22 protein-coding genes and 1 tRNA gene are annotated in these 23,249 nt (G+C 43.9%); 8 read left to right on the top strand and 15 right to left on the bottom strand.

The genetic code is table 11. From position 1 onward, the window contains the following. Positions 1-28 precede the first annotated feature (28 nt). The 4 genes from K1Y79_RS09080 to K1Y79_RS09095 form a co-directional block, all read right to left on the bottom strand. Positions 29-1,000, bottom strand: coding sequence for an alpha/beta hydrolase family protein (locus K1Y79_RS09080; RefSeq protein ID WP_220249704.1), 972 nt, complete (start codon positions 998-1,000; stop codon positions 29-31). Positions 1,001-1,126: 126 nt separating this feature from the next. Continuing rightward, positions 1,127-2,005 (bottom strand): helix-turn-helix domain-containing protein, encoded by an 879-nt coding sequence (locus tag K1Y79_RS09085; protein WP_220249705.1) that lies wholly within the window; start codon positions 2,003-2,005, stop codon positions 1,127-1,129. 72 nt (positions 2,006-2,077) lie between these two features. Further along, the gene (locus K1Y79_RS09090; protein ID WP_220249706.1) at positions 2,078-2,506 is read right to left on the bottom strand and encodes a MarR family winged helix-turn-helix transcriptional regulator; all 429 of its coding nucleotides are present in this window, start codon (positions 2,504-2,506) and stop codon (positions 2,078-2,080) included. 14 nt (positions 2,507-2,520) lie between these two features. Beyond that, complete coding sequence (locus K1Y79_RS09095) at positions 2,521-3,021, bottom strand: GNAT family N-acetyltransferase (protein ID WP_220249707.1); 501 nt, start codon at positions 3,019-3,021, stop codon at positions 2,521-2,523. Between the two features lie 407 nt (positions 3,022-3,428). Here K1Y79_RS09095 and K1Y79_RS09100 point away from each other — a divergent pair, with 407 nt between their 5' ends. After that, positions 3,429-3,953, top strand: coding sequence for a DUF2004 domain-containing protein (locus K1Y79_RS09100; protein ID WP_220249708.1), 525 nt, complete (start codon positions 3,429-3,431; stop codon positions 3,951-3,953). Between the two features lie 123 nt (positions 3,954-4,076). Here K1Y79_RS09100 and K1Y79_RS09105 read toward each other — a convergent pair whose 3' ends face one another. The 5 genes from K1Y79_RS09105 to K1Y79_RS09125 all read right to left on the bottom strand — a co-directional run bounded on the left by K1Y79_RS09105 (position 4,077) and on the right by K1Y79_RS09125 (position 8,671). Then, entirely contained in the window at positions 4,077-6,506 is a 2,430-nt protein-coding gene (locus K1Y79_RS09105; RefSeq protein WP_220249709.1) for an alpha/beta hydrolase family protein, read from the bottom strand. Positions 6,507-6,613: 107 nt separating this feature from the next. Continuing rightward, entirely contained in the window at positions 6,614-7,189 is a 576-nt protein-coding gene (locus K1Y79_RS09110) for a Crp/Fnr family transcriptional regulator (RefSeq protein WP_220249710.1), read from the bottom strand. 15 nt (positions 7,190-7,204) lie between these two features. Beyond that, positions 7,205-7,555, bottom strand: a complete 351-nt coding sequence (locus tag K1Y79_RS09115; RefSeq protein ID WP_220249711.1) for a DUF1330 domain-containing protein — start codon at positions 7,553-7,555, stop codon at positions 7,205-7,207. A 101-nt stretch (positions 7,556-7,656) separates the two neighbouring features. Further along, positions 7,657-8,007 (bottom strand): DUF4260 domain-containing protein, encoded by a 351-nt coding sequence (locus K1Y79_RS09120; protein ID WP_220249712.1) that lies wholly within the window; start codon positions 8,005-8,007, stop codon positions 7,657-7,659. Positions 8,008-8,080: 73 nt separating this feature from the next. Next, positions 8,081-8,671, bottom strand: a complete 591-nt coding sequence (locus tag K1Y79_RS09125; RefSeq protein ID WP_220249713.1) for a Crp/Fnr family transcriptional regulator — start codon at positions 8,669-8,671, stop codon at positions 8,081-8,083. 210 nt (positions 8,672-8,881) lie between these two features. Between K1Y79_RS09125 and K1Y79_RS09130 the strand changes: the two genes are divergently transcribed. Further along, positions 8,882-10,363 carry a serine hydrolase domain-containing protein gene (locus K1Y79_RS09130; protein ID WP_220249714.1) on the top strand — a complete coding sequence of 494 codons (1,482 nt, stop codon included), beginning with the start codon at positions 8,882-8,884 and terminating at the stop codon, positions 10,361-10,363. 336 nt (positions 10,364-10,699) lie between these two features. On the opposite strand, the gene purE is transcribed toward K1Y79_RS09130, so the two are convergent. From purE to K1Y79_RS09145, 3 genes are all read right to left on the bottom strand, one after another. Further along, the gene (gene purE / locus K1Y79_RS09135; protein WP_220249715.1) at positions 10,700-11,194 is read right to left on the bottom strand and encodes a 5-(carboxyamino)imidazole ribonucleotide mutase; all 495 of its coding nucleotides are present in this window, start codon (positions 11,192-11,194) and stop codon (positions 10,700-10,702) included. Between the two features lie 5 nt (positions 11,195-11,199). Further along, a complete protein-coding gene (locus tag K1Y79_RS09140) occupies positions 11,200-12,318 on the bottom strand; it encodes a 5-(carboxyamino)imidazole ribonucleotide synthase (protein ID WP_220249716.1) in 1,119 nt (372 codons plus the stop codon). Between the two features lie 827 nt (positions 12,319-13,145). Then, a tRNA-Pro gene (locus K1Y79_RS09145) sits at positions 13,146-13,219 on the bottom strand. A gap of 203 nt (positions 13,220-13,422) precedes the next feature. Between K1Y79_RS09145 and K1Y79_RS09150 the strand changes: the two genes are divergently transcribed. Both K1Y79_RS09150 and K1Y79_RS09155 read left to right on the top strand, forming a co-directional pair. Continuing rightward, positions 13,423-14,139 carry an ATP-grasp domain-containing protein gene (locus tag K1Y79_RS09150; RefSeq protein ID WP_220249717.1) on the top strand — a complete coding sequence of 239 codons (717 nt, stop codon included), beginning with the start codon at positions 13,423-13,425 and terminating at the stop codon, positions 14,137-14,139. A 52-nt stretch (positions 14,140-14,191) separates the two neighbouring features. Next, positions 14,192-15,082 carry an alpha/beta fold hydrolase gene (locus K1Y79_RS09155; protein ID WP_220249718.1) on the top strand — a complete coding sequence of 297 codons (891 nt, stop codon included), beginning with the start codon at positions 14,192-14,194 and terminating at the stop codon, positions 15,080-15,082. 132 nt (positions 15,083-15,214) lie between these two features. Here the strand turns inward: K1Y79_RS09155 and K1Y79_RS09160 are convergent, their stop codons facing one another. Beyond that, on the bottom strand, positions 15,215-15,784 hold the full coding sequence (locus tag K1Y79_RS09160; RefSeq protein ID WP_220249719.1) for a hypothetical protein: 570 nt from the start codon (positions 15,782-15,784) through the stop codon (positions 15,215-15,217). Positions 15,785-16,122: 338 nt separating this feature from the next. Between K1Y79_RS09160 and K1Y79_RS09165 the strand changes: the two genes are divergently transcribed. Further along, a complete protein-coding gene (locus K1Y79_RS09165) occupies positions 16,123-16,635 on the top strand; it encodes a methylated-DNA--[protein]-cysteine S-methyltransferase (RefSeq protein ID WP_220249720.1) in 513 nt (170 codons plus the stop codon). A 90-nt stretch (positions 16,636-16,725) separates the two neighbouring features. On the opposite strand, the gene K1Y79_RS09170 is transcribed toward K1Y79_RS09165, so the two are convergent. Further along, positions 16,726-17,103, bottom strand: coding sequence for a hypothetical protein (locus K1Y79_RS09170; protein WP_220249721.1), 378 nt, complete (start codon positions 17,101-17,103; stop codon positions 16,726-16,728). Between the two features lie 461 nt (positions 17,104-17,564). Here K1Y79_RS09170 and K1Y79_RS09175 point away from each other — a divergent pair, with 461 nt between their 5' ends. Next, positions 17,565-18,701, top strand: coding sequence for a TlpA disulfide reductase family protein (locus K1Y79_RS09175; RefSeq protein WP_220249722.1), 1,137 nt, complete (start codon positions 17,565-17,567; stop codon positions 18,699-18,701). A gap of 135 nt (positions 18,702-18,836) precedes the next feature. Here K1Y79_RS09175 and K1Y79_RS09180 read toward each other — a convergent pair whose 3' ends face one another. Next, positions 18,837-19,091 (bottom strand): hypothetical protein, encoded by a 255-nt coding sequence (locus K1Y79_RS09180; protein ID WP_220249723.1) that lies wholly within the window; start codon positions 19,089-19,091, stop codon positions 18,837-18,839. Positions 19,092-19,236: 145 nt separating this feature from the next. Between K1Y79_RS09180 and K1Y79_RS09185 the strand changes: the two genes are divergently transcribed. Continuing rightward, complete coding sequence (locus tag K1Y79_RS09185; RefSeq protein ID WP_220249724.1) at positions 19,237-20,238, top strand: hypothetical protein; 1,002 nt, start codon at positions 19,237-19,239, stop codon at positions 20,236-20,238. Between the two features lie 441 nt (positions 20,239-20,679). Then, on the top strand, positions 20,680-23,247 hold the full coding sequence (locus tag K1Y79_RS09190; RefSeq protein WP_220249725.1) for an alpha-L-arabinofuranosidase C-terminal domain-containing protein: 2,568 nt from the start codon (positions 20,680-20,682) through the stop codon (positions 23,245-23,247). Positions 23,248-23,249 lie beyond the last annotated feature (2 nt).

Raw genomic sequence — 23,249 nt, forward strand, 5'->3', positions numbered from 1 at the left:
AGGCATCAGGTGGCTATCAGGCGTCTTATTAGGCGTTTTCCTGCGCCTTGCCTTTTATGCTTCCGATGGGTTGCTGTACATCCATAAATGCATTGCAGGCTGTTTCCCAGGTCTTATCTCCGGCATAAAGCGCACTACGCAGATAAGCCCAGGTAAGCGCTTGCACTGCTGCTACCCGCTCAGGGTTTTCATCACTGGTTTCCGTCACCAGGTAACCGGAAATACCACCAAGCAGGTGCTCTCCGCCAAATAACGTCAATAGCCACTTATCTCCGGGACTGAGTAAGTATGCATCATAGAACCATTCAGGTCCCCGAACAGTTAAAGGAGAATGATCCTGATCGCCGGCTACAATAAGTGTAGGTGTCGTCATATAGCTATAACCCGGATTCATGAATGGATAATTGGCAGCTGCAAAGGGACTCAGGTCTTCTCCGCCACGGCCGGCAGCACAGAGTAAGATACCTGCTTTAATTCTCGCATCTGACAGGTCCTCTCCCGGATTACCGTCTGCATCCAGGATCCTCGCGCCAAGCAACATACCTGTTGTCTGTGCACCAAAGGAATGGCCTGCAGCCGCTATGCGCGTCTTGTCCACCCGTTCACTGAGTCCGGGGATAGCCTCAATAATGATGTTAAGGTCATCCAGTATACGCTTCATATCGCTCACCCGGTATTTCCAGATCAGAGGGGTACGCGGATCATCCTGTCCGAGTGCTAATGTCCGGGAATCAAGAAAAGTGGGCTGTACTACTACAAAGCCGTGGGCTGCCCAGTAGTTGACCAGCGGAGCATACCCGTCCAATGACGATCCATACCCATGAGCGAATACAATGATAGGCAGCTGGTCGCCGGTAATAGGTGCAGAGATGCGTACCTCTATGTCAGTTCCTCTTTCTGGCGCAGACAGTATCACCGGACTTACAGATATCACTGCTGTTCCTTCTCCGGCGATAGCCGCTACCTTCAATCCCGATTCAATGATTGTTTCCTTTTCCATGTTTGTTGTATGGTTAAAGTGTAAACAAGACCAGCATTAAAGGGCCGGCTGATTTATTTTATGCACACAAAGCTCCGCCGAAACGATAGACGGTAATAAAGAGAATCAAACGAAAAGTTATGAAATTCATACTTTGCCCTGGGCTTTCCTGAAAGTGTTAGGGGTATGACCGCTGACGCGTTTGAAGTAATTATTGAAGTAGCTGGGATACTCAAAACCAAGGCCGTAGGCGATATCAGCAACGCTCCAGTTGCTATGTAGTAACAGGGCCTTTGCTTCTGCTACCACCCGTTCCGCAATATGTACAGAGATAGGTTTACCAGTGATCTCTTTAACAGACCGGTTCAGGTAATTAACATGAACAGACAGGCTGGCGGCATAGTCTGCCGGATTTCTAAGCTTCAACGCTTCCCCGACCGATCCGATAGGGAACTGCCTTTCCAGCATTTCAAGAAACAGATAGGTGATTCTGCCTGCCGCATTTTTCTCCTGTTGTACTACCTGCGGTAGTATCCGCAAGGCCTCGTGCATAATTAGATCAATGCAGTTCCGGAGCATTTCATCCTTTCTGTTATAGTCGCCATCATACGCTGATATCATCGTCTGGTAAAGGGTTGTAACGAATGCGGCTTGTTCTCTACTTACAGGTACAACCGGCGTTCCGTCATACCGGAATAGGGCTGAGTTCAGCAGACTGTCCTTCCGTTCCCTGCTGTCAATAAAGGCCTCAGTAAACAGACAGGCAAATCCCTGCTGCTCGGCAGAATGATGCTCTACGGAATAAGGGATATATGGGTTACCAAAGAAGAGAAATGTGTCGTCCATATCAAACACCTGGTCGCCATAGCAGATACGCATGTTTCCGGTGGTCAGCACAATCTTATATACATCCCGCCGGCCATACACCAGTGCCGGATAGGATGTTCCGGATATTTCGTATACTTTAAATCCTCTGAAATCAGCAGGTTGAAATCCTGCAACGGTACAAACAGGCATGCTTCTCATAGTACAAAGTTAAGAAAATCAAACCTTATGAGAAGTCTTTTGCCATCCCGTAGACTGACGGTGTCCCCCCTGCTATCGTAACAGCTCCCTGATTGCCTCCATATGTGCCACCAGTTGTTGCTGCTGTTGCCTGGAAAGCCTCTTTATCAATGTAATTACCTGCTGGTCAGACGCCTTGTTCAGCTCATTGAAAAGTGCTGAACCAGATGATGTTAAAGACACCAGACTGACGCGGGCATCTTCTTCTGAAAGCTGTTTTGAGATAAGTCCCTTCCTTTCAAACTGCTTAAGTACACGGCTTAAATACCCCTTATCAATATCTATTTCCGACATTATATGAGACGCGCTTACAGGTTGATGAGTATGAATCTCATAAAGGATGCGGGCTTCCACTAAAGAATACTCACTATCAAGCAAATGATCATCCAGCAGGCCAATCAATCCTGTATAATACCGGTTGAAGGACCGGATACTGTCTATTGTTTTCTGTTTCTCTTGCATACTAGAATCTTTAATCAGAATAGAACAAGGTCAAAACGCCTTTCGACGAGCTTTTTATCAAAGCTATCAAATTCCTTTTCTTCTGTCAGAGTGAACCCAAATCTCTCATACAATGCGGTGGCTGTATGTTGCTCATCGGTCGTCCATAAGTAAGCACGCCTGATCTCTTTTTCTTTCATGAAGCCGATGAACTCCTGCAGGAGGTGCTTGCCCAGACCTATACCCCGATATTCCGGGCGGAAAATGAAATAGCGCAGCTGTACCTGCTCCGCGCGATGCTGGGCTATCAGGCTGCCAATCATCTGCCCATTATGTTCACAGATCCAGACTCTGTCCCGAATGATGCTATATTCACGGGCAAAGTCTTTCAATCCGTCGAGCACATAAGCCTCGAAGTTGATGCCATACCCACATTCCTTGGCGTACAAGTCTCCATGTATATATGCTATGTAGCCCAGATCCCCCGGAACTAAGGTGTTTCTGATCTGAATATCTGATAAAGCGATCGTTGGCATAATTGTCACTGTTTGTTAATTTGAAAAGATGTACTACTCCTGCGTCCAGTAAGTAATAATGGATTTGATCCTGTAAAATGATCAGCTTTACTGAGACCTATTTAGTTGACTTTTTCAACCAATAGACAGCACAAAGAAAGCAAATAAGGTTGAAAAAGTCAACTTATTTTTCTAATGTAATATATTGGTGAGGGTAATTAATATTCAGTTTCTATATCAAAATACAAACGGGACTAGAGCTTAATATACCATGGTCTTCGTTACTATCCCACAGCGCTCACCCTTCTCCACGCTGCACAAATCCTGAACAACATATTTGTACTAATATTGCATCAAAGGCTGAAATCAGGAATAAATGCCGGAGCCATCACTCTCATTACTCTTCCTGCATACAAAAACGGATTATTATGCTATACCACTTCCCTTATTTTGGCAATATTAACATAGCTGAATTGAAGGATTACTATCAGACAAAAATCATTCTTTCTGGAAATCCTGTTTCAGTAGATCTCAACTTTAACGGACCATCTATTGATCTGCTGCTGGCAGATAGTATCAGTACATTTCTTAACAACGCGGCAGCTCTCGGAGTGCGGACAAATGACTATATAAAGCAGGACTTCGTTACCAGGACCGGAGAAACGCTACCATACATCACGGAAATGCTTGAACACATGGATAAAAAGGAGTTGTTGGATCTGGAAAACAATCCGATAAAAAAGGCATACTATCGAGGCTTCGGATTCAGTAATAAACCCAGATATTTATTAGGTAAGCTAAAGTTGATACGTATAGGATTGTATCCGGAGAGCAGTAACCAATTTGCCATCTTTGATTACACTTATGATATAGGCGGAAGCCCTTGCAATCAGCTACTGGTAGTAAGAACGGATATTGGGGGTACATTGCAGGAGGTAGATTGGGAAAGCTGAACCGGAAGGCTAAGTGAATAACCTTCCGGCAGCTACTGTAATAATTTCCCTGTATTGCCACTCATGATTGCCTGTCTGAGACGTCGTTATCTGCAACGACCCTGACTGGCAATCAGCAGCCTCTTATTTCTTCGTTGCAGCAGTTTGTTTGCCTCCTTCCTTCACATATTTCTCCAGCCAGGCATTCTCCTCATACAACATATGCAACAGATTTTCCCTGCCTTTATAGCCATGCGCCTCATAAGGTAAAACCACATAACGTATTATACCTCCATGTCCTTTTACTGCGTTAAATAAACGCTCACTCTGGATAGGAAAGGTACCCGGGTTATCATCCATTTCGCCGTGTATCAGCAATAATGGCGTTTTAATCTTATTCGCATAGCTGAACGGACTCATTCCGCTGTACAGATCTGGCGCTTCCCAATAGGTGCGCTCTTCATTCTGGAAACCAAAAGGTGTCAATGTTCTGTTATAAGCACCACTGCGGGCAATACCTGCCTTAAACAGATTAGTATGCGCCAACAGGTTAGCAGTCATAAATGCGCCGTAGCTGTGTCCGCCGATAGCGACACGTGTACTATCTCCTACGCCCATCTCGGCCAGCTTATTAATAGCAGCTTCCGCATTCATTCTCAGCTGATCTACGAAATTGTCATTTGGTTTTTTAGTAGAATCAGTAGCAACAATCGGCATCTCGGTGTTGTCGAGTACTGCATATCCCTGTGTTACCCAGAATACAGGACCACCATAACTAACCATTGTAAAACGATGCTGTGATCCGCGGATCTGTGCTGCATCGGCTGCATTGTTAAATTCCCTTGGGTATGCCCACATCAATACAGGCAATGGCCCATCCTTCTTCGGATCATAATCCTTTGGCAGATACAGGTCTCCGGTCAGATCTACGCCGTCAGCTCTCTTGTAACTTACTTTCTGTTTGCTGATACCTTCCAGCTGCGGATAGGGATTGGTAAAGCTGGTGATAGGTCTGTCAGCCACACGCAGGATCAGGTTTTTGATGAAGTAATTAGGCATTTCCTTCTGAGACTCCCTGCGGGTCAGTAATACCAGCTTTTCTGCATCGATCACATCTGTTACCGTTTCAAATGTACCTTCCTGGCAACGCCAGATAATCTCGTTCTTCTTTGTACTGAGGTCAAACTTCGCGATAAATGGCAGATCACCTTTAGCTGAACTTCCTACATGATTGTTCATCAATAGTTTAGTACCATTATCAATCGTTTTGATTACCTGCTTACCATACTTATTTTTCTCAGTAACTGGTGTACCCGGATTATTATAAGCGTCAGTAATATTCCTTTCAAACAGTGTTTCCAATTCGCCGGTAGAAGGATTATAGCGACTCACACGTGTTGTCTGCTTACTTTGCTGACGCTCAGTTACCAGTGCTAACTTATCATTTCCCCAGGTAATACCGGCATAACGCCAGCCGGTCTTAAATAATTCTTTCGCTGTTCCGGTAAAAGGAGCGCTTAATGCATACACCGCATCATGATAATCTTTCCTGCTCTTGTAAATACCACTATCCAGCGGCGCACACCATACTACTGTAGCAGGTTCATCACTGCGCCATTCAAAATAACGTGGTGCATTCAATACGTTGTCATAACCTGATGGCGATAATTCTGTTGATGGCAACACTGCCAGCTCTTTCAGCACTTTACCTGTGAGATCGGTAACTTTCAAAGAAGAGTTAAATCCATAAGCGGGTACCAGGTAAGAGAATGGCTTGTTGATCACGCGTGTAAGCAGATACTTTTTATCGGGGGACATGCTATAAGCATTATAAATAGCCGGCTCTCCTATCTTCGTTTCAACTCCGTTTACATTTTTCACCAATTGTGCGGTACCATAAAATGCAAACAGCTTCTCATCATAAGGAGACTTGATCAGATCCTGATAGGTACGGCTGGGTGCTACCTTACCGAGATTCTGCTGAATAGCAGGACCTGATGACATTAATGACCTGACTGGCGCGGCAGTAGCCGGCTGCAGGATCGTCTTATACAGCAATGTGTTATCGTCCATCCAGGTAAATTCCGGACCCAGTAGTATATTCAGCGGCTGCTTATTGACTTTAACAGCTTTACGGGCAGCAACATCAATCACATAAAGATCTACTGACTTATTCGTCGTATTGGTAAAGGCAATCTTCTTTTCATTGGGACTCCATTCCACATTGCCGGCCAGCATCCCCGCAGGTAATCCGGCAACAGCAAACTCCTTACCGGCATTAATATCTTTCAGTTTGAAATTATTGATGAACGTCTGCCTGCTAGGAGCATAATTATTAGGATTGATACGCTGGCCTGCAATACGCAATTCCGGCTGGGCCAGCTCTTCTACACTCGGATAGCTGTTTCTTTCCATCAGCAACATCCAGGTACCGTGACCGTCTACACTCACTGCTGGTGTTGGCCTGGCGAGCAGCAGATCTGCTATCGCTTTAGGCGGCATTTTGTACCCTTCATCCTGTGCAAAGCTTGTTTGCACAATAATCATTGAAATAAATAAAATAAATCTTCTCATATGTGACGATTTGGTTGAATCGTCCGCAATTTAGGAGCTTCAGCTTATAAATGGTATAGAAAAAGTATGAATGGAAAGCAGCCGCATTACAGATGGCAGCACACCAACTACAGTTTCCTGTCTTTACGCATCATACTGAGAAATGCAGGTGTAATACCCAGGTAGCTGGCTATGTGCTTCTGCGCAATGCGCTGCTCTAATCCAGGGTAGCGCCTGCGAAACTCCTGGTACCGTTTTCCGGCGTCTTTCGACAGACTGGACACAAGACGCCGCTGATACATATCATATCCGTTTTGGGTTAGTATACGGAAAAAACGTTCAAACTTAGGTACGGCTAGAAACAACGCTTCCAGCTGTGGTAGTGTCAGACAATACACCTCCGTATCTTCCAGTGCCTGAATACTGTTCGTCGATGGCTTCTCTTTAAAGAAACTGGCAATATCCACTGCCCACCAATTTTCCGGATGAAAACAGATGTTATGCTCCTGTCCATCTGTATCTGTATAAAACATTCGCAGACACCCCTTATTTACAAAGTAAATATGCCGCTGAACAGTGCCAGGATGCACTAACATGGTTCGCCGGGATACCGTCTTCTGCTGCAGCGCATATTGCACCTGCTCCTGTTCTTCAGGGGCAAGTGCAATATGCATAGCGAAGTTGGACATGATCAACTCAAACATGTACTAATTTACGTATTAGTACGCAATACTACGGGTCATAAACAACCTGATATCCGATAAAGCGGCGAGACGTAAAGGTTCGGCTATCTCATGGTATTCCTTACTTTGAGCCATTGTAGCGAAAGCTGCTACACTTGGATATTCCACCAGTACAATAGCATCCCACGCCTCTCCGTCAGTAACTACCAGATTAGCAATTACATCGTTTGTCATTATCACTTTAGCACCTGATAGCCCCAGTTTTTCTACTACCTGATAGAATGCAGGAAGATACTCCTCAAAATATAAACGCCGGTCTTTGAATCTCACCATATTGAGCATCAGTATAGGACCATTTCCTTCTTTGATTTCGGGTAATGTCAGCATCTGTTATCTATTTATTTCCAACGAAGGTATATGCCCGTTACCGGAAAAATATTCAACTGGTTGAAGGTTTTATACAACTATATTCCCTTGTCACTCTTAGCTTACAAAGTACTGAGATGGGTATATTTAAAGCCTTCTTCCCGCTTCAGGCCATAACCCATCGCTCTATCCAGACTGCTATGTCCTAATAGAATCAGACCCGCCAGCTGAATATACGGCTGATGCATCAGGAGTCCCGCTACCCATACCAATATAGCCACCAGCTGGTGATGAAAGATATTATAAACTACGGCTCCTACCCTGTTATTTATAGCGTAGCCAACCATACTGATATCCGGAGCCAGGAACAATAGTATCCATGCCCACCAAGCAAAGTGAACCGGTAATAGATTGATCAATACTACTGATATAATAAAAGGAACGATTGCTTCTACCTGTAATAAGTACTTCATAGATGTTGACGTTTTCATAATGCAAAGATCGGAGGTCGCCTGCCCTGAATACGTTAACAAAAGATAATAAATGCTATTTGTCTGATAAACGTTTACGGATCCGGCTCAGACTAACGGGTGTGATACCAAGGTAGTTGGCGATATAGTGCTGCGGAATCCTTTCAAGGATCTTATGCTTATTTCCCTGCAGCAATTCAATATACCGCTCCTCCGGACTCATTGTCAGCAATCCCGCCATGCGTTCTTCCAGTCCGGCAGCCAGATATTCTGCTACCATCCGCCCGAATCTTTCCCATTTCGGACACTGATCATACAACGATTTAAGGTGTGCATAGGAAAAAGTCAGTAGCCGTACATCCGTCAGGGCTTCAATCGTAAGGCGTGAAGGCGTATTATTGATAGCGCTGAAATACGATCCAACGAGATGGTTCTCAAAATAAAAGTAGGTTGTTTTCTCCTCTCCGTCACGTGTATAAAAATGACGCATATCACCCTCCAATACAAAACCCATATACCGCTCCTTTTGCCCTTCCGTAATCCAATGTTCTCCCCGGGAAAGATAGCAATATTGAAGATCTGGTACCAGCATCTCCCATTCTTCATCTGTTAGCAGAATAAATCGTTGTATAGCAGCTCTTAAAGCATGCAGGTCCTTTGTTTCCATCACAACCGGAAATTACATAATATTTGTTACCATCTACCCTCCTCCCGCTCTATTTATATCTCTTCACAGAAATACCATATATTGTACCCTGACACATTCCATTTCAGACAAGATGCGCCGGCAAAGAAAAGTGCATCACCCGAAGTTTATATCATTTAGTGTTGCCCGAAACCATTACCCAAAGATTCACATAAGTAAATAAGCATCCACATGAAAATGATTACCTTACTTACCTCCTGCCTGCTTTTGCTAACCACATACAGCAGTATGGCCCGTCAGGCGACAGATAGGGCAACGCAGCAGATGGACAGCCTTTTTGCTGCGTATAATACCACTACTCCCGGAGTAGCAATAGCGGTTGTAAAAGATGGTCAGACGATCTTCCAGAAAGGTTACGGAACTGCCAACCTGGAATATGGTATTCCTATCACACCATCTACCGTCTTTCAGAGTGCATCCGTTTCCAAACAGTTCACTGCCTTTGCTATCTACCTGCTCGAAAAACAAGGTAAGATCTCTATGGAAGATGATATCAGAAGATATTTCCCTGAGTTGCCTGACTATGAAAAGCCTGTCAGAATAAGGCATCTGCTGGCACATACCGGCGGAATAAAAGATGAATGGGCATTTCTCACCATTGCCGGCTGGCAGGAAGAAGATGTTATTACAACTGATCAGATATTGCGGCTGCTCGCAAGACAAAAAGAGCTGAACTTCACACCTGGTACTACATTCGGATATAGCAATACCGGTTACACGCTGCTGGCAGAACTGATCCATAGAGTAAGCGGACTGTCATTCTCCGCGTATACGAAAAAGTACATCTTTGAACCTCTTGGAATGGTGAATACACAATTTTATGACGACTACCACAAGATTATAAAGAACCGTGCCTATTCCTATGAAAAAGCAAATGGCGTATATGAAAGAAGAGAACTGATCTTCTCTAATGTGGGACCAACCAGCCTTTATACCACCGCCGAAGATATGACCCGATGGGCGGCTAACTTTACAACACCCAAAGTAGGAGACGCTGCGCTCATCAAAGCATTTAATACCATCTCCCTGCTGGACAATAATAAGCCAGTAATTTATGCTATCTCCGCAAACGACACACTGTATCACAGCAAAGGCCAGGTAAGCTGGCGGTACAGGGGCCTGAATGTGTATAGTCATGGCGGACATGTTGCAGGATATCGCGCCTGGCTATTCAGAGTACCGGAACAAAATTTCGCCATCGTTGCCCTTAGTAATGATGAACATTATGACATCTTAAATACAGGGAAACAGATCGTTGGATTTTATCTGAAGGATAAACTAAATGAAGCCCCTGGCAATACGGCAGATGCAGCCACGCCACTAAAGGATACAACTGCTGACTACAAGACGAATCTCAATGAGCTGGCAGGAGAATATTACAGCGAAGAGCTGGATACAAAGTACAAGATAGCAGTCAGCAACGATACACTAACAATGCATCATACAAGATTGAAAGACATTGTATTGAATCGTAAGGGTGAATATGCTTTCTCTGGCATCAATACATTCCCATTTGATATAGCATTTATTAAAGACGGAAAAGCAATTACCGCTTTCAGTATCTCCAACTTCGGTGTGAAAAATGTACGCTTTACCAGGATTGGCGGCGGTACTTTTAAACGCACGGCCAGTAATACTTCTGCCAAAAAATAGTGTACGACATGACACATCACTACTGCAAACTAATATGCGAACCGTAAGTAACACACATCGTTATAGTGCACTGCTATTATTCGACATATACAGATCGCTGTAAGCACAATGGATACTATCCCGGAGGAAATAATCTACTTATATTATCCATCAATAGCCAAACATGCAAAAGCCCGCAAACACAATGCTTGCGGGCTTTTATATAATATGCTGATATATCCAGGTAAATGCAGAAAGATCTCCATCCGATATCGCTGTGTATAATATCTATAGCTAATATAGTAATACTGCTATAACGTTCATATGCATACGAACACGTGCTACGAACACATGCAACTAGAACTGTTCCAGTGTTTCGTTCTGCTGAAGCACCTTCTCATGGTTTTCCTTTTTCATTGCTGCCAGCTTTTCTCTGAGCGTGCTATTGCTGGTAGCCAGAATTTGCACTGCCAGTAAACCGGCATTACGTGCACCATTTACACTTACAGTAGCTACAGGTATATCACCAGGCATCTGTACGATAGACAGCAAAGAATCCCAGCCATCCAGGGAATTGGAAGACTTAATCGGAACGCCTACTACAGGCAAAGTAGTGATAGCAGCAACCATACCTGGCAAATGTGCAGCGCCACCAGCGCCTGCGATAATGATCTTGAGACCACGTCCTTCAGCAGCAGCGGCGTATTCAAACATTCTCTGGGGACTACGGTGTGCAGATACAACACTGAACTCGTAACCTATGTCGAATTTCTTCAACACCTCTATTGCCTGACGCATAATAGGCGCATCAGAACTACTGCCCATAATAATGCCTACTTCTACCTCTTTCATATTTCTTAATTTAAAATTTTCCGAATGGTGTCAGCTTTTGAGACAATACCTTCCATTGTACTGTCTGTGATAGTAACATGTCCGACTTTGCGGCCTAATCTATTACCTTTCTTACCATACCAGTGAAGGTGTGCACCTTTGATATCCAACAGTTGCTGTAGTTTTTCAGCCCTGTTAGCATTCAGTCCTTCCGTCTCCAGTATGTTCAGCATGAATGAAGGGAAATGAAGGTCAGTTGCGCCCAACGGCAGACCTAATATAGCGCGCAGCAATTGCTCATACTGTGATGTGATGCTGGCTTCTATTGTATGGTGACCACTATTGTGAGGTCTTGGTGCAAGCTCATTTACAAGGATCTTATTGTCTTTGGTGACAAACATCTCCACCGCAAGAATACCCACTAGCTGCAATGCATCTGCAATTTTCTCAGCAAGCGCATTTGCTTCTTTCAACAGGCTTTCGTCTAACTGTGCAGGCGCTACCTGAAAGTCAAGTACAAACTTCTCCTCAGAAAACACCATCATTACAGGATCATAGCATTTTACAGCGCCATGTTCATTTCTGGCAACTATAACGGAGATCTCATGTTTGATGTCAACTAATTCTTCCAATACACATGGTTCATCGAAAGCTTTAGCTATATCAGCCGCTGTTTTCAGCACCATTACTCCATATCCGTCATAACCATTCCGGCGCTTTTTCAGACAGCCAGGCAGTTTGTTTTCATACCGTTGCAGATCATCTTTATTTTCGACTGCCTCACCTGGTACTACCGGTATATTATGAGAAAGCAGGAACTGTTTCTGTGTAAACTTGTCCTGAATCACCTTGATGGTATCAGGAGAAGGAAACACCTTTTTACCCTGCTTTTGCAGTTCACTTAAGGCATCTATATTCACCGCCTCCATTTCTATGGTAATCACATCGAGGTCTTTACCAAATTCCAGTACTGCTTCATAAGATTTCGGATCGGCACAGAAAAATGAGGAAGTATGACGGGCGCAAGGCGCATTTGCATCTTTATCCATTACTGAAACGCTGAGGCCCAGATCTATGGCGTGCCGAATCAGCATACCACCTAGCTGACCGCCTCCTAATATTCCTATTTTCAAATTTTCAAGCATAATCTTCAATTGGGATGCAAAGGTATAAAACTATTGCAAATGATCGTAATACCATTCTCCAAGGGATTGCCATTGATCAGTATACCAGGTAAAGATGATGAAAAAGCGCTATCTGAGAGGGTGGCCATCTTTGATTAATAAACCATCTCATGATCAGCCATCCAACGCGTCAAAGAATTGAAAATATTAATATTCAACAATAATTTATGATATAACTGCTGAAGTGTTGCTACATGTTTTTGCCCCGGCACCTGCCTATCACACGGTAAGCCTATTATAATAACCAGCTCAACGGAGCATGCACTTTTGCGGGATAGAGGGTTAGTCCCGTACCGGCGGATGTGGCATAACAGGTGTTGTGGGATGGGTCTATTCTTGTCTAATGTTTCATATCATCGGGTCACCAAAAGGTCACTTCGAGGTCACTTCAATATCCCGGGGATATTGAAGTGACCTCGAAGTGACGAAAAAGTGCTGGTTTGGACTAAAAGGTAAAGCGGGAATTAGTGAAAGGTTATACCATAGGAATGGCAAATTTGGGAATCGATTGTATCGATAGTAATGGGTAAGTACACATTCCGGAATTTGGAAGGGAGCGCTATGGCCAGCTGATTGATTATTCACATACGGAACAGGCTGGTTATGGTGCATGAGGGTTGTATGGAAAAGAGGGCTATCTAACGAAGGCGTCCCGGCCAGCCAAAACCGGGCTCACTGCTGTGGCAGTAGCCAAACCCGCCGGGCCACCGCCAGGGCATGGTAATGGTTATTCCGCCAGAAAGCAAAAAGGACAGAATGGTATAGATTCCATTCTGTCCTTTTTTGTGTCGGGGCGGCAGGATTCGAACCTGCGACCTCCTGCTCCCAAAGCAGGCGCGATACCGGGCTACGCTACGCCCCGAAGACGGCGCGAAATTATGGATCTTAAAACTCACTGCCAAATTTTTCTTTAAAAAGTTTGATCTTCAATGTAAGATCTACTCTATTTGATTGCTTTCCAAAGCTATCCCCCGCAACCAGTGTGCACTTAATATTCCCTCTATTTTAATATGGCTACTATTGTCCAATTGCCAACCAAGCACATATTTATGTATCTTGGCTCTTATGAGCAGTCCCGCTACCTTACTGATACCAGAAAAAACAGATATTGAATTTGAGCAGGTAGAAGCTGCATGGCGCAGGAAAGGCGGAAGTGTCATGCGGCTTGGAAAATACTGGGTTAAAGACGAGCAGCTTTCCAGTCAGTCTATCGCAATTTATGGTAACCAGACGTTTGCACTGGTACTTGCGCAGATCTATAATGTAAATTTGCTATCTCCTGATGATGCGCTTATTGCAGAAATGGAGGTTAAGTGGTCGAAGAGAACGATACAGCTATTGCCGGTCAGTAAGATTGGCAAGGCCTGTTTTCCCGCATTCGTTAAACCCGTTATACCCAAGCTGTTCCTGGCAGGTATATTTTATCAACAGGAGCTCTTTAATGACGTGATAACCGGCTTACAGCACGATGAACTGGTATTGATGGCCGAGATCATTCATGATATCAAAGGCGAAGCCAGAAGTTATGTACTGCAAGGCATTATTCTGGATCTTGCGTGGTATGAAGGAGAAGGAGATCTTAGCATCGGTTATGAGTTTCTTACTGAATTTGTCTGCGCTTATCAAGACAGGTTACCTGTTGCCGTTGTTATTGATATTGCCTTTAGTGAAGAACGTGGCTGGTTTATCCTGGAATTTAATGGCTGTTGGGGTGCGGGGCTGAATAATTGCAACGCTGAAAAAGTGATCGACTGCATCGCAAACGCTACTATCCCTGCTTAAAATATTATAGTAAGATTTCTTATTGTAAATTGCCTGCTAACAACTATAAACCATGACCAGGTTCACCCCCTGCAGCCTGATGCTGTTATTTCTTCTTGCCTGTGGCAATAATAACAATCAGACCGCTTCCCGTACACAGCATAACGATACTGTAAGTATTACCAGTCAGGGCGCACACATCAATTATGAAGATTCTAAAAGCGGCGACACTACTCTCCTGTTTGTTCATGGCTGGTGCATCAATAATACGTACTGGAGTGCGCAGAAGGAGCATTTTGCGCCCAGGTACCGTGTGGTGACAATTGATCTGCCGGGATTCGGTAAGTCTGGTAAACAACGGGATACCTGGTCTGTTGAAAACTATGGAAAGGACATTCATACCATGATCTCCCGGCTGGGACTAAAAAATGTGATTTTAGTAGGCCATTCCATGAGTGGAGCCATCGTACTTGAAACTGCTCTTGAGCATCCTGAAGATGTGATTGCAATTGTTGGAGTAGATAATTTCAAAGACGCTGACTACGAAGAAACGGATGCATTAAGAAAAGAAAATGATGCTTTTTACCAAAGCGCCAGGGAGAATTTCCGGGAGTCCATGGGGCCTGCTGTAATCAATCAATGGCTGTTTGCAAAGAATACTGATACAGCGATCATGCACAGGGTCACTATCGATATACTTACTGCTGATACTACTATTGCCGTTGATTGTCTTGAGTTGAATGACCGTTATCCGCTTGCCCGGAAATTGCCTCAGTATTCACATACCCTGTACCTGATCAACAGTAGCGGATTTCCCACTGATACGGCGGCTTTTACCAAACTAAAGATCAGGTACAAATTATACGAAGTAGGTCCTACGGGGCACTATCCGATGTTGGAGAGTACGGACAAGTTTAACAGTGCGTTGGAAAGTGTTTTGGCGGATATTGGTCAAGGCAAATAGATTTCCGGGCCATGAAACTTATAGTTCTAGGCACTGTTATCCAGCCGTGGTAGGGTTTACAAATAGTGAAACAAAACAAAAGCCCTTCAGCACGAATGCCAAAGGGCTTTATAGCAAAGAAACGCCACCCGGTCAGGAACGACGTTTTTTAGGAATAACCTTGTATTTACCATTATTCTCCAAAGGATTGGCAATAAATACGCCATTTACTTTAGTGTCAATCTTCTCGGTATATTCTGCGTCGTACACAAGCTTTCCTTTTTTGATTTCGTAGAATTTAGCCGGCACGTAATACATGGAATCTGCAGATGGATAGAGCTCTCCTGCTTCGCTACCACCAAATTCCAGTAAGCCGTCATGATCCCAGTCTTTAATATCAGAACTGATAGTTGTCAATACAGAATCAGCAATTGAATTATTAATGCTGAATACATACAGCTTATTTTTCTTCGGACCATCCTTTACATCTAAAAACAGGAATACACTGCCTTTGTCCTCTTCCACGCGGTTACGCTTGCTGGCATAGTTAATACTATCCTGTTTGAAAGTGAACGTCTTATTACCATTCACAATGATAGTACCTTTGTACACTGAAATCTGGTGCTGCTTGCTACTGGTGAGACTTAATCCTACTTTCGGTTTCTGTGCCAATGCCGGAAGGCTGATCAATAACAGCAGGCAATATCTGAGTCTGATACGCATAATAATACTTTTAAATTCAAGGCCTGAACTTAAGCAAATTTTATAACATAAAATAACAGCATTTTCGCTTTGCAGCAGCACAGCCGTAGCAGCAAAGGACGGCAGGCACGGTCTGTCAGCCTGAATGAACAACCCTAGCGGCACACAGACATAGCTGGAAGATTGTATTGGTAAACCGGACAGTATGGAATGATAGTTCCACGAAAAAATAATAACTTTCATGGAAGATAAGATCTGCAGAGGGCAACAAATACGCCCTGTCTTTTATATACAAAGAAATACATACAGAAGTCAGTCCGGCGTTAATCAGCAGGGCAAAACGAAAAACAGCTAGCTATATGCAATACGTATATAAGTACATGGATACGCCGGTGGGAAGGCTTACATTGATAGCTGCAGATGAAGGGCTGGCCGCTATCTTATGGGAGAATGACAATCCAGGTCGTGTACAACCTAAAGCAACTATATATGATGATTCTCATCCGATACTTCTGGAAACAACGCAACAGTTAGAGGAATATTTCGCAGGTACGCGTCATCACTTTACGGTTAAGCTGGCTCCTGTAGGAACATCATTTCAACAGGAAGTATGGACAGCGCTGTCGGCTATTCCGTACGGACAAACACGCAGTTATACGCAGATTGCCGATCAATTGGGGAGACCAAAAGCAGTACGTGCAGTAGGCGCTGCGAATGGCCGTAATCCGATATCCATCATTGTACCTTGTCACAGAGTGATAGGAGCTTCCGGGGCATTAACTGGATTTGCAGGCGGATTAAAAACGAAAGCAGCATTGTTATCGCTGGAAGGGATTAGACAACGTGATACACAGATAGCTATTGAGTGGTAAGACACATGTGATACATAAAGGAAAAAAGTCCTGAAGACTGCTTTGGCAAAGCGCTTCAGGACTTTTTTTCTTTATCTGTATCTATTATTTTTACATCTTCATTCCACCTTCGATTACACCTGTCAGTTTCCTTGTAATGAGTTTTTCGCCATCAAAGAATGACACAGTAGCTGAATCTTTTATCATAAACTGTGAGCCTTTCCAATAAGTCACATCACCTTTAAAACTCTCCATTTTCATTAATTGTCCTGTACCATTATGCTGTACCTGAATGTAAGCAAGTGAGGTATTTGAGACGTCTTCTTTAGACATGTTTATATAAAAAGTATAGTAGTAACTCGCATCTTTCTGGTATCCGATTTCAGTAAAACTTGCTTTAGCAATCTTTGCATCTGCACCATTTCCAAAAAAGGAAGAAAGCGTACAAGCAACAACGAAAAATAATAGGTAAAGTGCTCTCTTGTTCATAGGCCTTGGCTTATTTGATAATGTGATTTCTGATCTATGCTACAATTTAACATATTATTATATATAAATAATTCATTTATTACCTATGGGGATAAATAATTTTTTAGTCGGCCGGGAAAAAGAGGGCAAAAAATATAATCATAATTGATAATCAACAAGTTTCAGGAAAGAAGCGGCCAATCTCCACTTTCTTTGTTCAAGGGCTGCTCAGGGCTGGAATGCCGGTTTTAATCCGCAGACACCAAACAAGTTATGCTTGCCTGACCTGCCTATTTCGCACCTGTCCCCATAAGCAGTCAACAGGTACCCAAATAAAATACTTTAAAAAATTCTTTAACACTTGTACGCATATCCGCTATTAAATCTTGTCTTATAGGAAACGAATAATTCAATTGATAATGCGCATTTGTCTTTTTGATTATCTACAATATTTCATATAGCATTTTATAAAGGATATACAGATGAACAGAATTTTGATGTTTCTCGTTGCGTGTTTGATATCAATGCCAATGTTTGCTCAGACAACATTCTATATCAGAGGACAACTCGGGAAACTTCCAGCTCCAGCAAAGGTTTATATAGGCTATTCAGTAGATGGTGAAGTGGTTTATGATTCTGCAGATATAGAAAAAGGCACGTTTAAAATTGTACAGCAAACGCCTTACCCCGTGAATGCGATGCTGATGGTGAGTAAGAACGGCGAACCGGTAAATGTTTTTAACAGCAAGAACCTGGCGCATATGTATGTTGAACCCGGAGCGAGCATCTGGCTAACCTCCGATGAAGACATTGCGAACTTTGAATCAAATGGTTGTAAAACTCAGGATGAATACGTAGTGTATCAGACACATATGTCCGAAATCAATGCAAAGATTGATGCACTGACTGCGGAATCTTCAAGTACGATGTTTGGCGATGGCAGCGCTGCAGGCCTTTCCGCTAAAAAGAACTACATGGAACGTTTTCGTACTGCAATGGATGAAAGAAGGACTATGATGAAAGAGTTCATCCAGCAGTATCCTGAGCTGTATATCAGCATTGATGTACTGGATGAATATGCAGGTGCATTTATTGAATTTGCTGAGATTGAGCCATTGTATAAAATATTGAGTGACAGAACGAAAAAGACCATACGTGGTAAAGCATTCCTGAAACGATTGCTGGATGCAAAGCAGGCGGCTGTAGGTACTGAAGCACCTGATTTTACACAAAAAGATCAGGAAGGTAATAAGGTAACACTTTCTTCATTCAAAGGGAAAGTGGTATTGCTGAACTTCTGGGGAAGCTGGAACCCTGCTTCAAGGATTGAAAACCAGGAACTGAAACAGACTGTTAAGTCATTTGATAATAAAAAACTGGTAGTTATTAATGTCGGTATTGAAAGCCGCAGAAATGACTGGAATAATGCGATCAGCGAAGACAAGCTTACCGGTTATAATGTGTCTGACCTGAAATTTATGCGGAGTGAGACGGCGCAGTTGTATAAAATTACAACCGTACCACAGAATGTACTGATCGATGAAACCGGTAAGATCATTGCAAGAAACCTGAAAGGGAGTCAGCTGGAAGAAAAGCTGAAAAGTTTACTAGGGAATTGATGATTGATAAATACAACAGTGGACAACTGTTATAAACGGAAACGCTGCTTAAATTTTGCGACAAGTGTATACGGCCTCAGTTTATACTGAGGCCTTTCTTATTGATCTGGTAGTAAGTCTGAATTTCGTCTTAGGTCAGCAATGATCTGGCAATGGTATATTATTTACAGCGACAAGACTGTCCAGCCGGATCACCAGCCCATTGTCCATGCGCATATATTCTACCTTATTGAGTGCATATACATCTTCGATACGTGCCAGTACCTCCTGTTCCTTTCCATCGTCATCACGAAACAATATGGTACATACCGTACGCATAGTTGCCCATGCTTCCAGGCGATCATAATAGTTACAATCAATAGGTTGATAAGAATTGTTGGTTGAATCCATACAATCAGATTTTACAAGTTAGATTATATATTAATTTCCGACCATCTACTACTTCCTTTGTACCGCTCATAAAGGCTTAACAGCCTGCATACCGATGATCTACAACAAGTTTACTATTTTACATCAATAATACAAAGACTATCCAATGAAGACATTGTTCCTGCTCATTTGCCTGATGGCAAATGGCCTACTCATGCCTGTTAATGCTCAGCAACATATGACAGACACTCCAAACCTGGCGATGTTCGGCCGGGGGATCTATCCGGGAGATGATACCACTTATTTGCAACTGAAAAATGCCGGTTTTAACACCATTATGCTGTCTAGTTTTTACATTCACGCAAATGGAGATGTGTATTCCGGGGATGATCATGCTAATCCGATTATCCATAACGGCAAATACACCGGCAGCAGAGAATGGTTACAGCGTGTAGCGGCACTACGGCAGGCTCCTACTGCTGTTACCCGCATCGAAATATTGCTGGAAGGCAGATGGTACAACCAGCCGCCGAATACCTATGACCATATACAGGACTGGTATGATTCTTCCAAAACGGTAGCCGGTATTGTAACAGGTCTGGGACCTAATAGTACGTTATACAACATTTGCAGGATATTTAAAGAAGAGATTGGAGTTGACGCAGTGTGCATAGATGATGAATCTGTATACAACAGCACCTGTATCGGAGCACTAGGTGAAATGATCGGACAATTAGGTATGCGGATGACGCTTTGTCCTTTCCGTAAGCCAGCCTTCTGGAAAGATGTTATCTGCCGTTCAAAACCAGGTCTTATTGATGCTATTTACCTTCAATGTTACGACGGTGGAAGAAATAATAAGCCAGGCGACTGGAAAAAGAAACTGGAAACAGACCTGCCTGTATACCCGATCTTCCTGTGCCGCGGTGCATTCAGCACCTGTGCAGCCGTGCATAATAGTAAAACGCCGGCTGATATCAAAGCAGATATGGTCAGCTTTAAAAAAGACTATCCGGAAATGAAGGGAGGCGCTATCTGGCAGCTGGCAGATGTCAAAAGCTATATTAATAATAATTGCGCAGGCAAAACACCTGAATCCGGCACTGCTGTTTCGGTAGTACAGTATATGTCCGAGCTCAAAAACAGCCTGCAGGAAGGACTTGAATAACGATTACGACTTTGGAGCTTCCACTCCAAAGTCGTCCTTCAGAAATAGAGTAGCATTGGCCTTAACCAGCATTCTCCTGCGTACTACATTTACAGGAATGGTACTGCCTTTGGATCCCGCTGTTCCTGTAGTAAAAGAATACTGCTAGAAGTGATACAGGCTGCACTATCGTATCCCGTGATAAAGGTGGTGGATTATACCAGGATCCCGCAATACCTTGTTGCTTACGGGACAGCCGTCACGCTATATTGTATTATACTATTACATTATGTATGGCTTGTTCTGGCAATCTTCTGTCAATACCGTCCTTTCAGGACATATATTATTCTATAACAGATATTATACACGACCGCCGGTAGTGTGAGTATAACAATTCATCCATTTAATTGTCATCTTAACACTTTTATCATTATATTGGGATTGCTTTATAATTCCACAATAATGAAACACTGGTTATACCTGGCATTTCTCTCCTGCCTGACGCATACTGTCACGGCAAAACATGATCCGGACTCTGTCTATCTCTTCTCCTATGCGACAGAGAAAAACAACCATCATAACGGCCTTCACTTTGCGTGGAGCAGGGATCAGCAAGACTGGTATCCTATAGGTAATGAATGGGGATATGTAAAAAGTGACTACGGACGTTGGGGCTCACAGAAAAAGATGATCGCCCCCTACCTGATAAGTGGTCCGGATGGCAACTGGCATTGTGTATGGGGATTGAATGACACAGAAATGGTGTTTGCACATGCGGCATCTCCTGACCTAATACACTGGAAAAGACAGAGTTATCCGGTGATGAAGGCCGGTAAGAATGTACTGGCACCTGTCATATCCTATCACCCTGATCTGCAACAATATCAGATCATATATACTACTGCTGAGCAGAAATACTACCAGACTACTACAAAAGACTTCGTTACTTATACGGCAGCGCAGGAAGTTCCGGCTACTGCATATCGTGCGAAAAACGTTTCGCTCACGCTTCCCGGTGGAAAAGCCACAGGACAAATACATCGCGTAACATGGGATGTGGCCGAACAACTGATTAAAACTTACGAAGGGAAACAATATAAGCTGACCCAATATAGCGAATCAACAAAACAGGATAGCAGCCGCTTTGCCGGTATAGGGAAGGTTACTGCAGACTTCACGCTCTACCCCGAGAAAGCAAAGCCAGTCAGCGACCTGCTGTTCGGTGTCTTTTTTGAAGATATCAATTATGCAGCTGATGGTGGCCTGTATGCGGAACTGGTTCAAAACCGGGACTTTGAGTATGCACTGTCTGACAAAGAAGGCAGGGATAAAAGCTGGAACAGTCAGCACTCCTGGCAACTACAGGGCGAACAGACCATTTTCACTATTGATAGCGCCTCCCCTATTCATGACAATAACCGGCACTACGCTGTACTTGATACCAAGGTTCCTGGTGCCAGACTGTCCAATACCGGCTTTGATGGCATTGCAGTCAGCAAAGGCGAGAAATACCGGTTTTCCCTGCTCAGCAGAAAAAAAGGCAAATTACTCGTTAAACTGGTAAGTAAGCAAGGCGAAACACTGGCTCAAACCACACTTACTCTGAACAGCAGCAACTGGAAACCATCTCAGGCAGTACTTACTGCGTCAGCTACCAGTACCGACGCTCACCTGGAACTGGAGCCTTTGAATCCAGGCCGTCTGGAACTGGATATGATCTCCTTGTTCCCGGCAAAGACTTTTAAAAACAGAAAGAATGGGTTGCGTCCTGACCTGGCTCAGACGATAGCTGACCTACATCCACGCTTTATCCGGTTCCCGGGAGGCTGTGTAGCACACGGGGATGGCCTTGGCAATATGTACCGCTGGAAGAATACCCTTGGGCCGCTGGAAGCACGTAAGCCCCAGCGCAACCTCTGGGGGTATCATCAGTCTGCCGGACTTGGCTACTTTGAGTACTTCCAGTACTGTGAAGATATCGGCGCTGAACCGCTTCCGGTTGTTCCGGCAGCCGTACCCTGCCAGAACTCAGGTGTAGGTGGCGGCGGACAACAAGGGGGTATTCCTATGGAAGACATGGACGAATATGTACAGGAGGTATTAGACCTGGTAGAATATGCTAACGGGGATATTACTACTACCTGGGGCAGAAAACGTGCAGAAGCAGGCCATCCCGCTCCCTTTAACCTGAAATACATCGGTATTGGTAATGAAGACCTGATCACTGATGTATTTGAGGAAAGATTTACCATGTTATTTAAAGCCATGCAGGCCAAACACCCGGAGATTACAGTAATTGGTACTGTGGGGCCGTTCTATGAAGGAACTGACTATGAAGAAGGATGGTCCCTGGCCAGAAAACTGCAAGTACCAATGGTGGATGAACATTACTACGAAACAGCCGGCTGGTTTATTAATAACCAGGACTTCTATGATAAATACGACCGCGCGCATGCCAAGGTATACCTGGGTGAATATGCCGCTCATCTGCCGGGGCAGCAGGTCAACCTGGAAACAGCCCTTGCTGAAGCCATCTATCTGACAGGCGTGGAAAGAAACGGGGATGTTGTCAGTATGACGTCCTACGCCCCTCTTCTGGCCAAGGAAGGACATACCCAGTGGAATCCAGACCTGATCTACTTCAATAACACAGGCATTAAACTTACCACCGGTTACCACGTACAGCGGCTATTTGGCAATAATGCAGGTAACGAATACCTTCCAGGGGCCTTGACACTGTCAACAGCCCAACCAGCATTGAATAAACGAGTGGCAGCATCTGTAGTACGTGACAGTAAGAGCAATGACGTGATTATCAAACTGGTGAACATTACGCCCTTTAATATTGATTCTAACATAGACCTCGGAGCACTAACAGTGGCAGGAAATACCGCCACCTTAACCACCTTGCAGGGTAAACCAGCTGATAAAGATGCAGTACCAGCTACTTCAACAATCACAGTAGCGCCGCAGTTTAAAACAAGTATGCCAGCATATTCGTTCTCAATTATCAGGATCAAAACAAAGTAAAC

Origin of the sequence: Chitinophaga rhizophila, assembly GCF_019492185.1 — a bacterium.
GTDB classification, from domain to species: Bacteria; Bacteroidota; Bacteroidia; order Chitinophagales; family Chitinophagaceae; genus Chitinophaga; species Chitinophaga rhizophila.

What these genes read in the sequence shown, in the direction of transcription:
- K1Y79_RS09080 (WP_220249704.1), bottom strand. Translation starts at nt 1,000, where the DNA reads ATGGAAAAGGAAACAATCATTGAATCGGGATTGAAGGTAGCGGCTATC.
- K1Y79_RS09085 (WP_220249705.1), bottom strand. Translation starts at nt 2,005, where the DNA reads ATGAGAAGCATGCCTGTTTGTACCGTTGCAGGATTTCAACCTGCTGAT.
- K1Y79_RS09090 (WP_220249706.1), bottom strand. Translation starts at nt 2,506, where the DNA reads ATGCAAGAGAAACAGAAAACAATAGACAGTATCCGGTCCTTCAACCGG.
- K1Y79_RS09095 (WP_220249707.1), bottom strand. Translation starts at nt 3,021, where the DNA reads ATGCCAACGATCGCTTTATCAGATATTCAGATCAGAAACACCTTAGTT.
- K1Y79_RS09100 (WP_220249708.1), top strand. Translation starts at nt 3,429, where the DNA reads ATGCTATACCACTTCCCTTATTTTGGCAATATTAACATAGCTGAATTG.
- K1Y79_RS09105 (WP_220249709.1), bottom strand. Translation starts at nt 6,506, where the DNA reads ATGAGAAGATTTATTTTATTTATTTCAATGATTATTGTGCAAACAAGC.
- K1Y79_RS09110 (WP_220249710.1), bottom strand. Translation starts at nt 7,189, where the DNA reads ATGTTTGAGTTGATCATGTCCAACTTCGCTATGCATATTGCACTTGCC.
- K1Y79_RS09115 (WP_220249711.1), bottom strand. Translation starts at nt 7,555, where the DNA reads ATGCTGACATTACCCGAAATCAAAGAAGGAAATGGTCCTATACTGATG.
- K1Y79_RS09120 (WP_220249712.1), bottom strand. Translation starts at nt 8,007, where the DNA reads ATGAAGTACTTATTACAGGTAGAAGCAATCGTTCCTTTTATTATATCA.
- K1Y79_RS09125 (WP_220249713.1), bottom strand. Translation starts at nt 8,671, where the DNA reads ATGGAAACAAAGGACCTGCATGCTTTAAGAGCTGCTATACAACGATTT.
- K1Y79_RS09130 (WP_220249714.1), top strand. Translation starts at nt 8,882, where the DNA reads ATGAAAATGATTACCTTACTTACCTCCTGCCTGCTTTTGCTAACCACA.
- purE (WP_220249715.1), bottom strand. Translation starts at nt 11,194, where the DNA reads ATGAAAGAGGTAGAAGTAGGCATTATTATGGGCAGTAGTTCTGATGCG.
- K1Y79_RS09140 (WP_220249716.1), bottom strand. Translation starts at nt 12,318, where the DNA reads ATGCTTGAAAATTTGAAAATAGGAATATTAGGAGGCGGTCAGCTAGGT.
- K1Y79_RS09150 (WP_220249717.1), top strand. Translation starts at nt 13,423, where the DNA reads ATGAGCAGTCCCGCTACCTTACTGATACCAGAAAAAACAGATATTGAA.
- K1Y79_RS09155 (WP_220249718.1), top strand. Translation starts at nt 14,192, where the DNA reads ATGACCAGGTTCACCCCCTGCAGCCTGATGCTGTTATTTCTTCTTGCC.
- K1Y79_RS09160 (WP_220249719.1), bottom strand. Translation starts at nt 15,784, where the DNA reads ATGCGTATCAGACTCAGATATTGCCTGCTGTTATTGATCAGCCTTCCG.
- K1Y79_RS09165 (WP_220249720.1), top strand. Translation starts at nt 16,123, where the DNA reads ATGCAATACGTATATAAGTACATGGATACGCCGGTGGGAAGGCTTACA.
- K1Y79_RS09170 (WP_220249721.1), bottom strand. Translation starts at nt 17,103, where the DNA reads ATGAACAAGAGAGCACTTTACCTATTATTTTTCGTTGTTGCTTGTACG.
- K1Y79_RS09175 (WP_220249722.1), top strand. Translation starts at nt 17,565, where the DNA reads ATGAACAGAATTTTGATGTTTCTCGTTGCGTGTTTGATATCAATGCCA.
- K1Y79_RS09180 (WP_220249723.1), bottom strand. Translation starts at nt 19,091, where the DNA reads ATGGATTCAACCAACAATTCTTATCAACCTATTGATTGTAACTATTAT.
- K1Y79_RS09185 (WP_220249724.1), top strand. Translation starts at nt 19,237, where the DNA reads ATGAAGACATTGTTCCTGCTCATTTGCCTGATGGCAAATGGCCTACTC.
- K1Y79_RS09190 (WP_220249725.1), top strand. Translation starts at nt 20,680, where the DNA reads ATGAAACACTGGTTATACCTGGCATTTCTCTCCTGCCTGACGCATACT.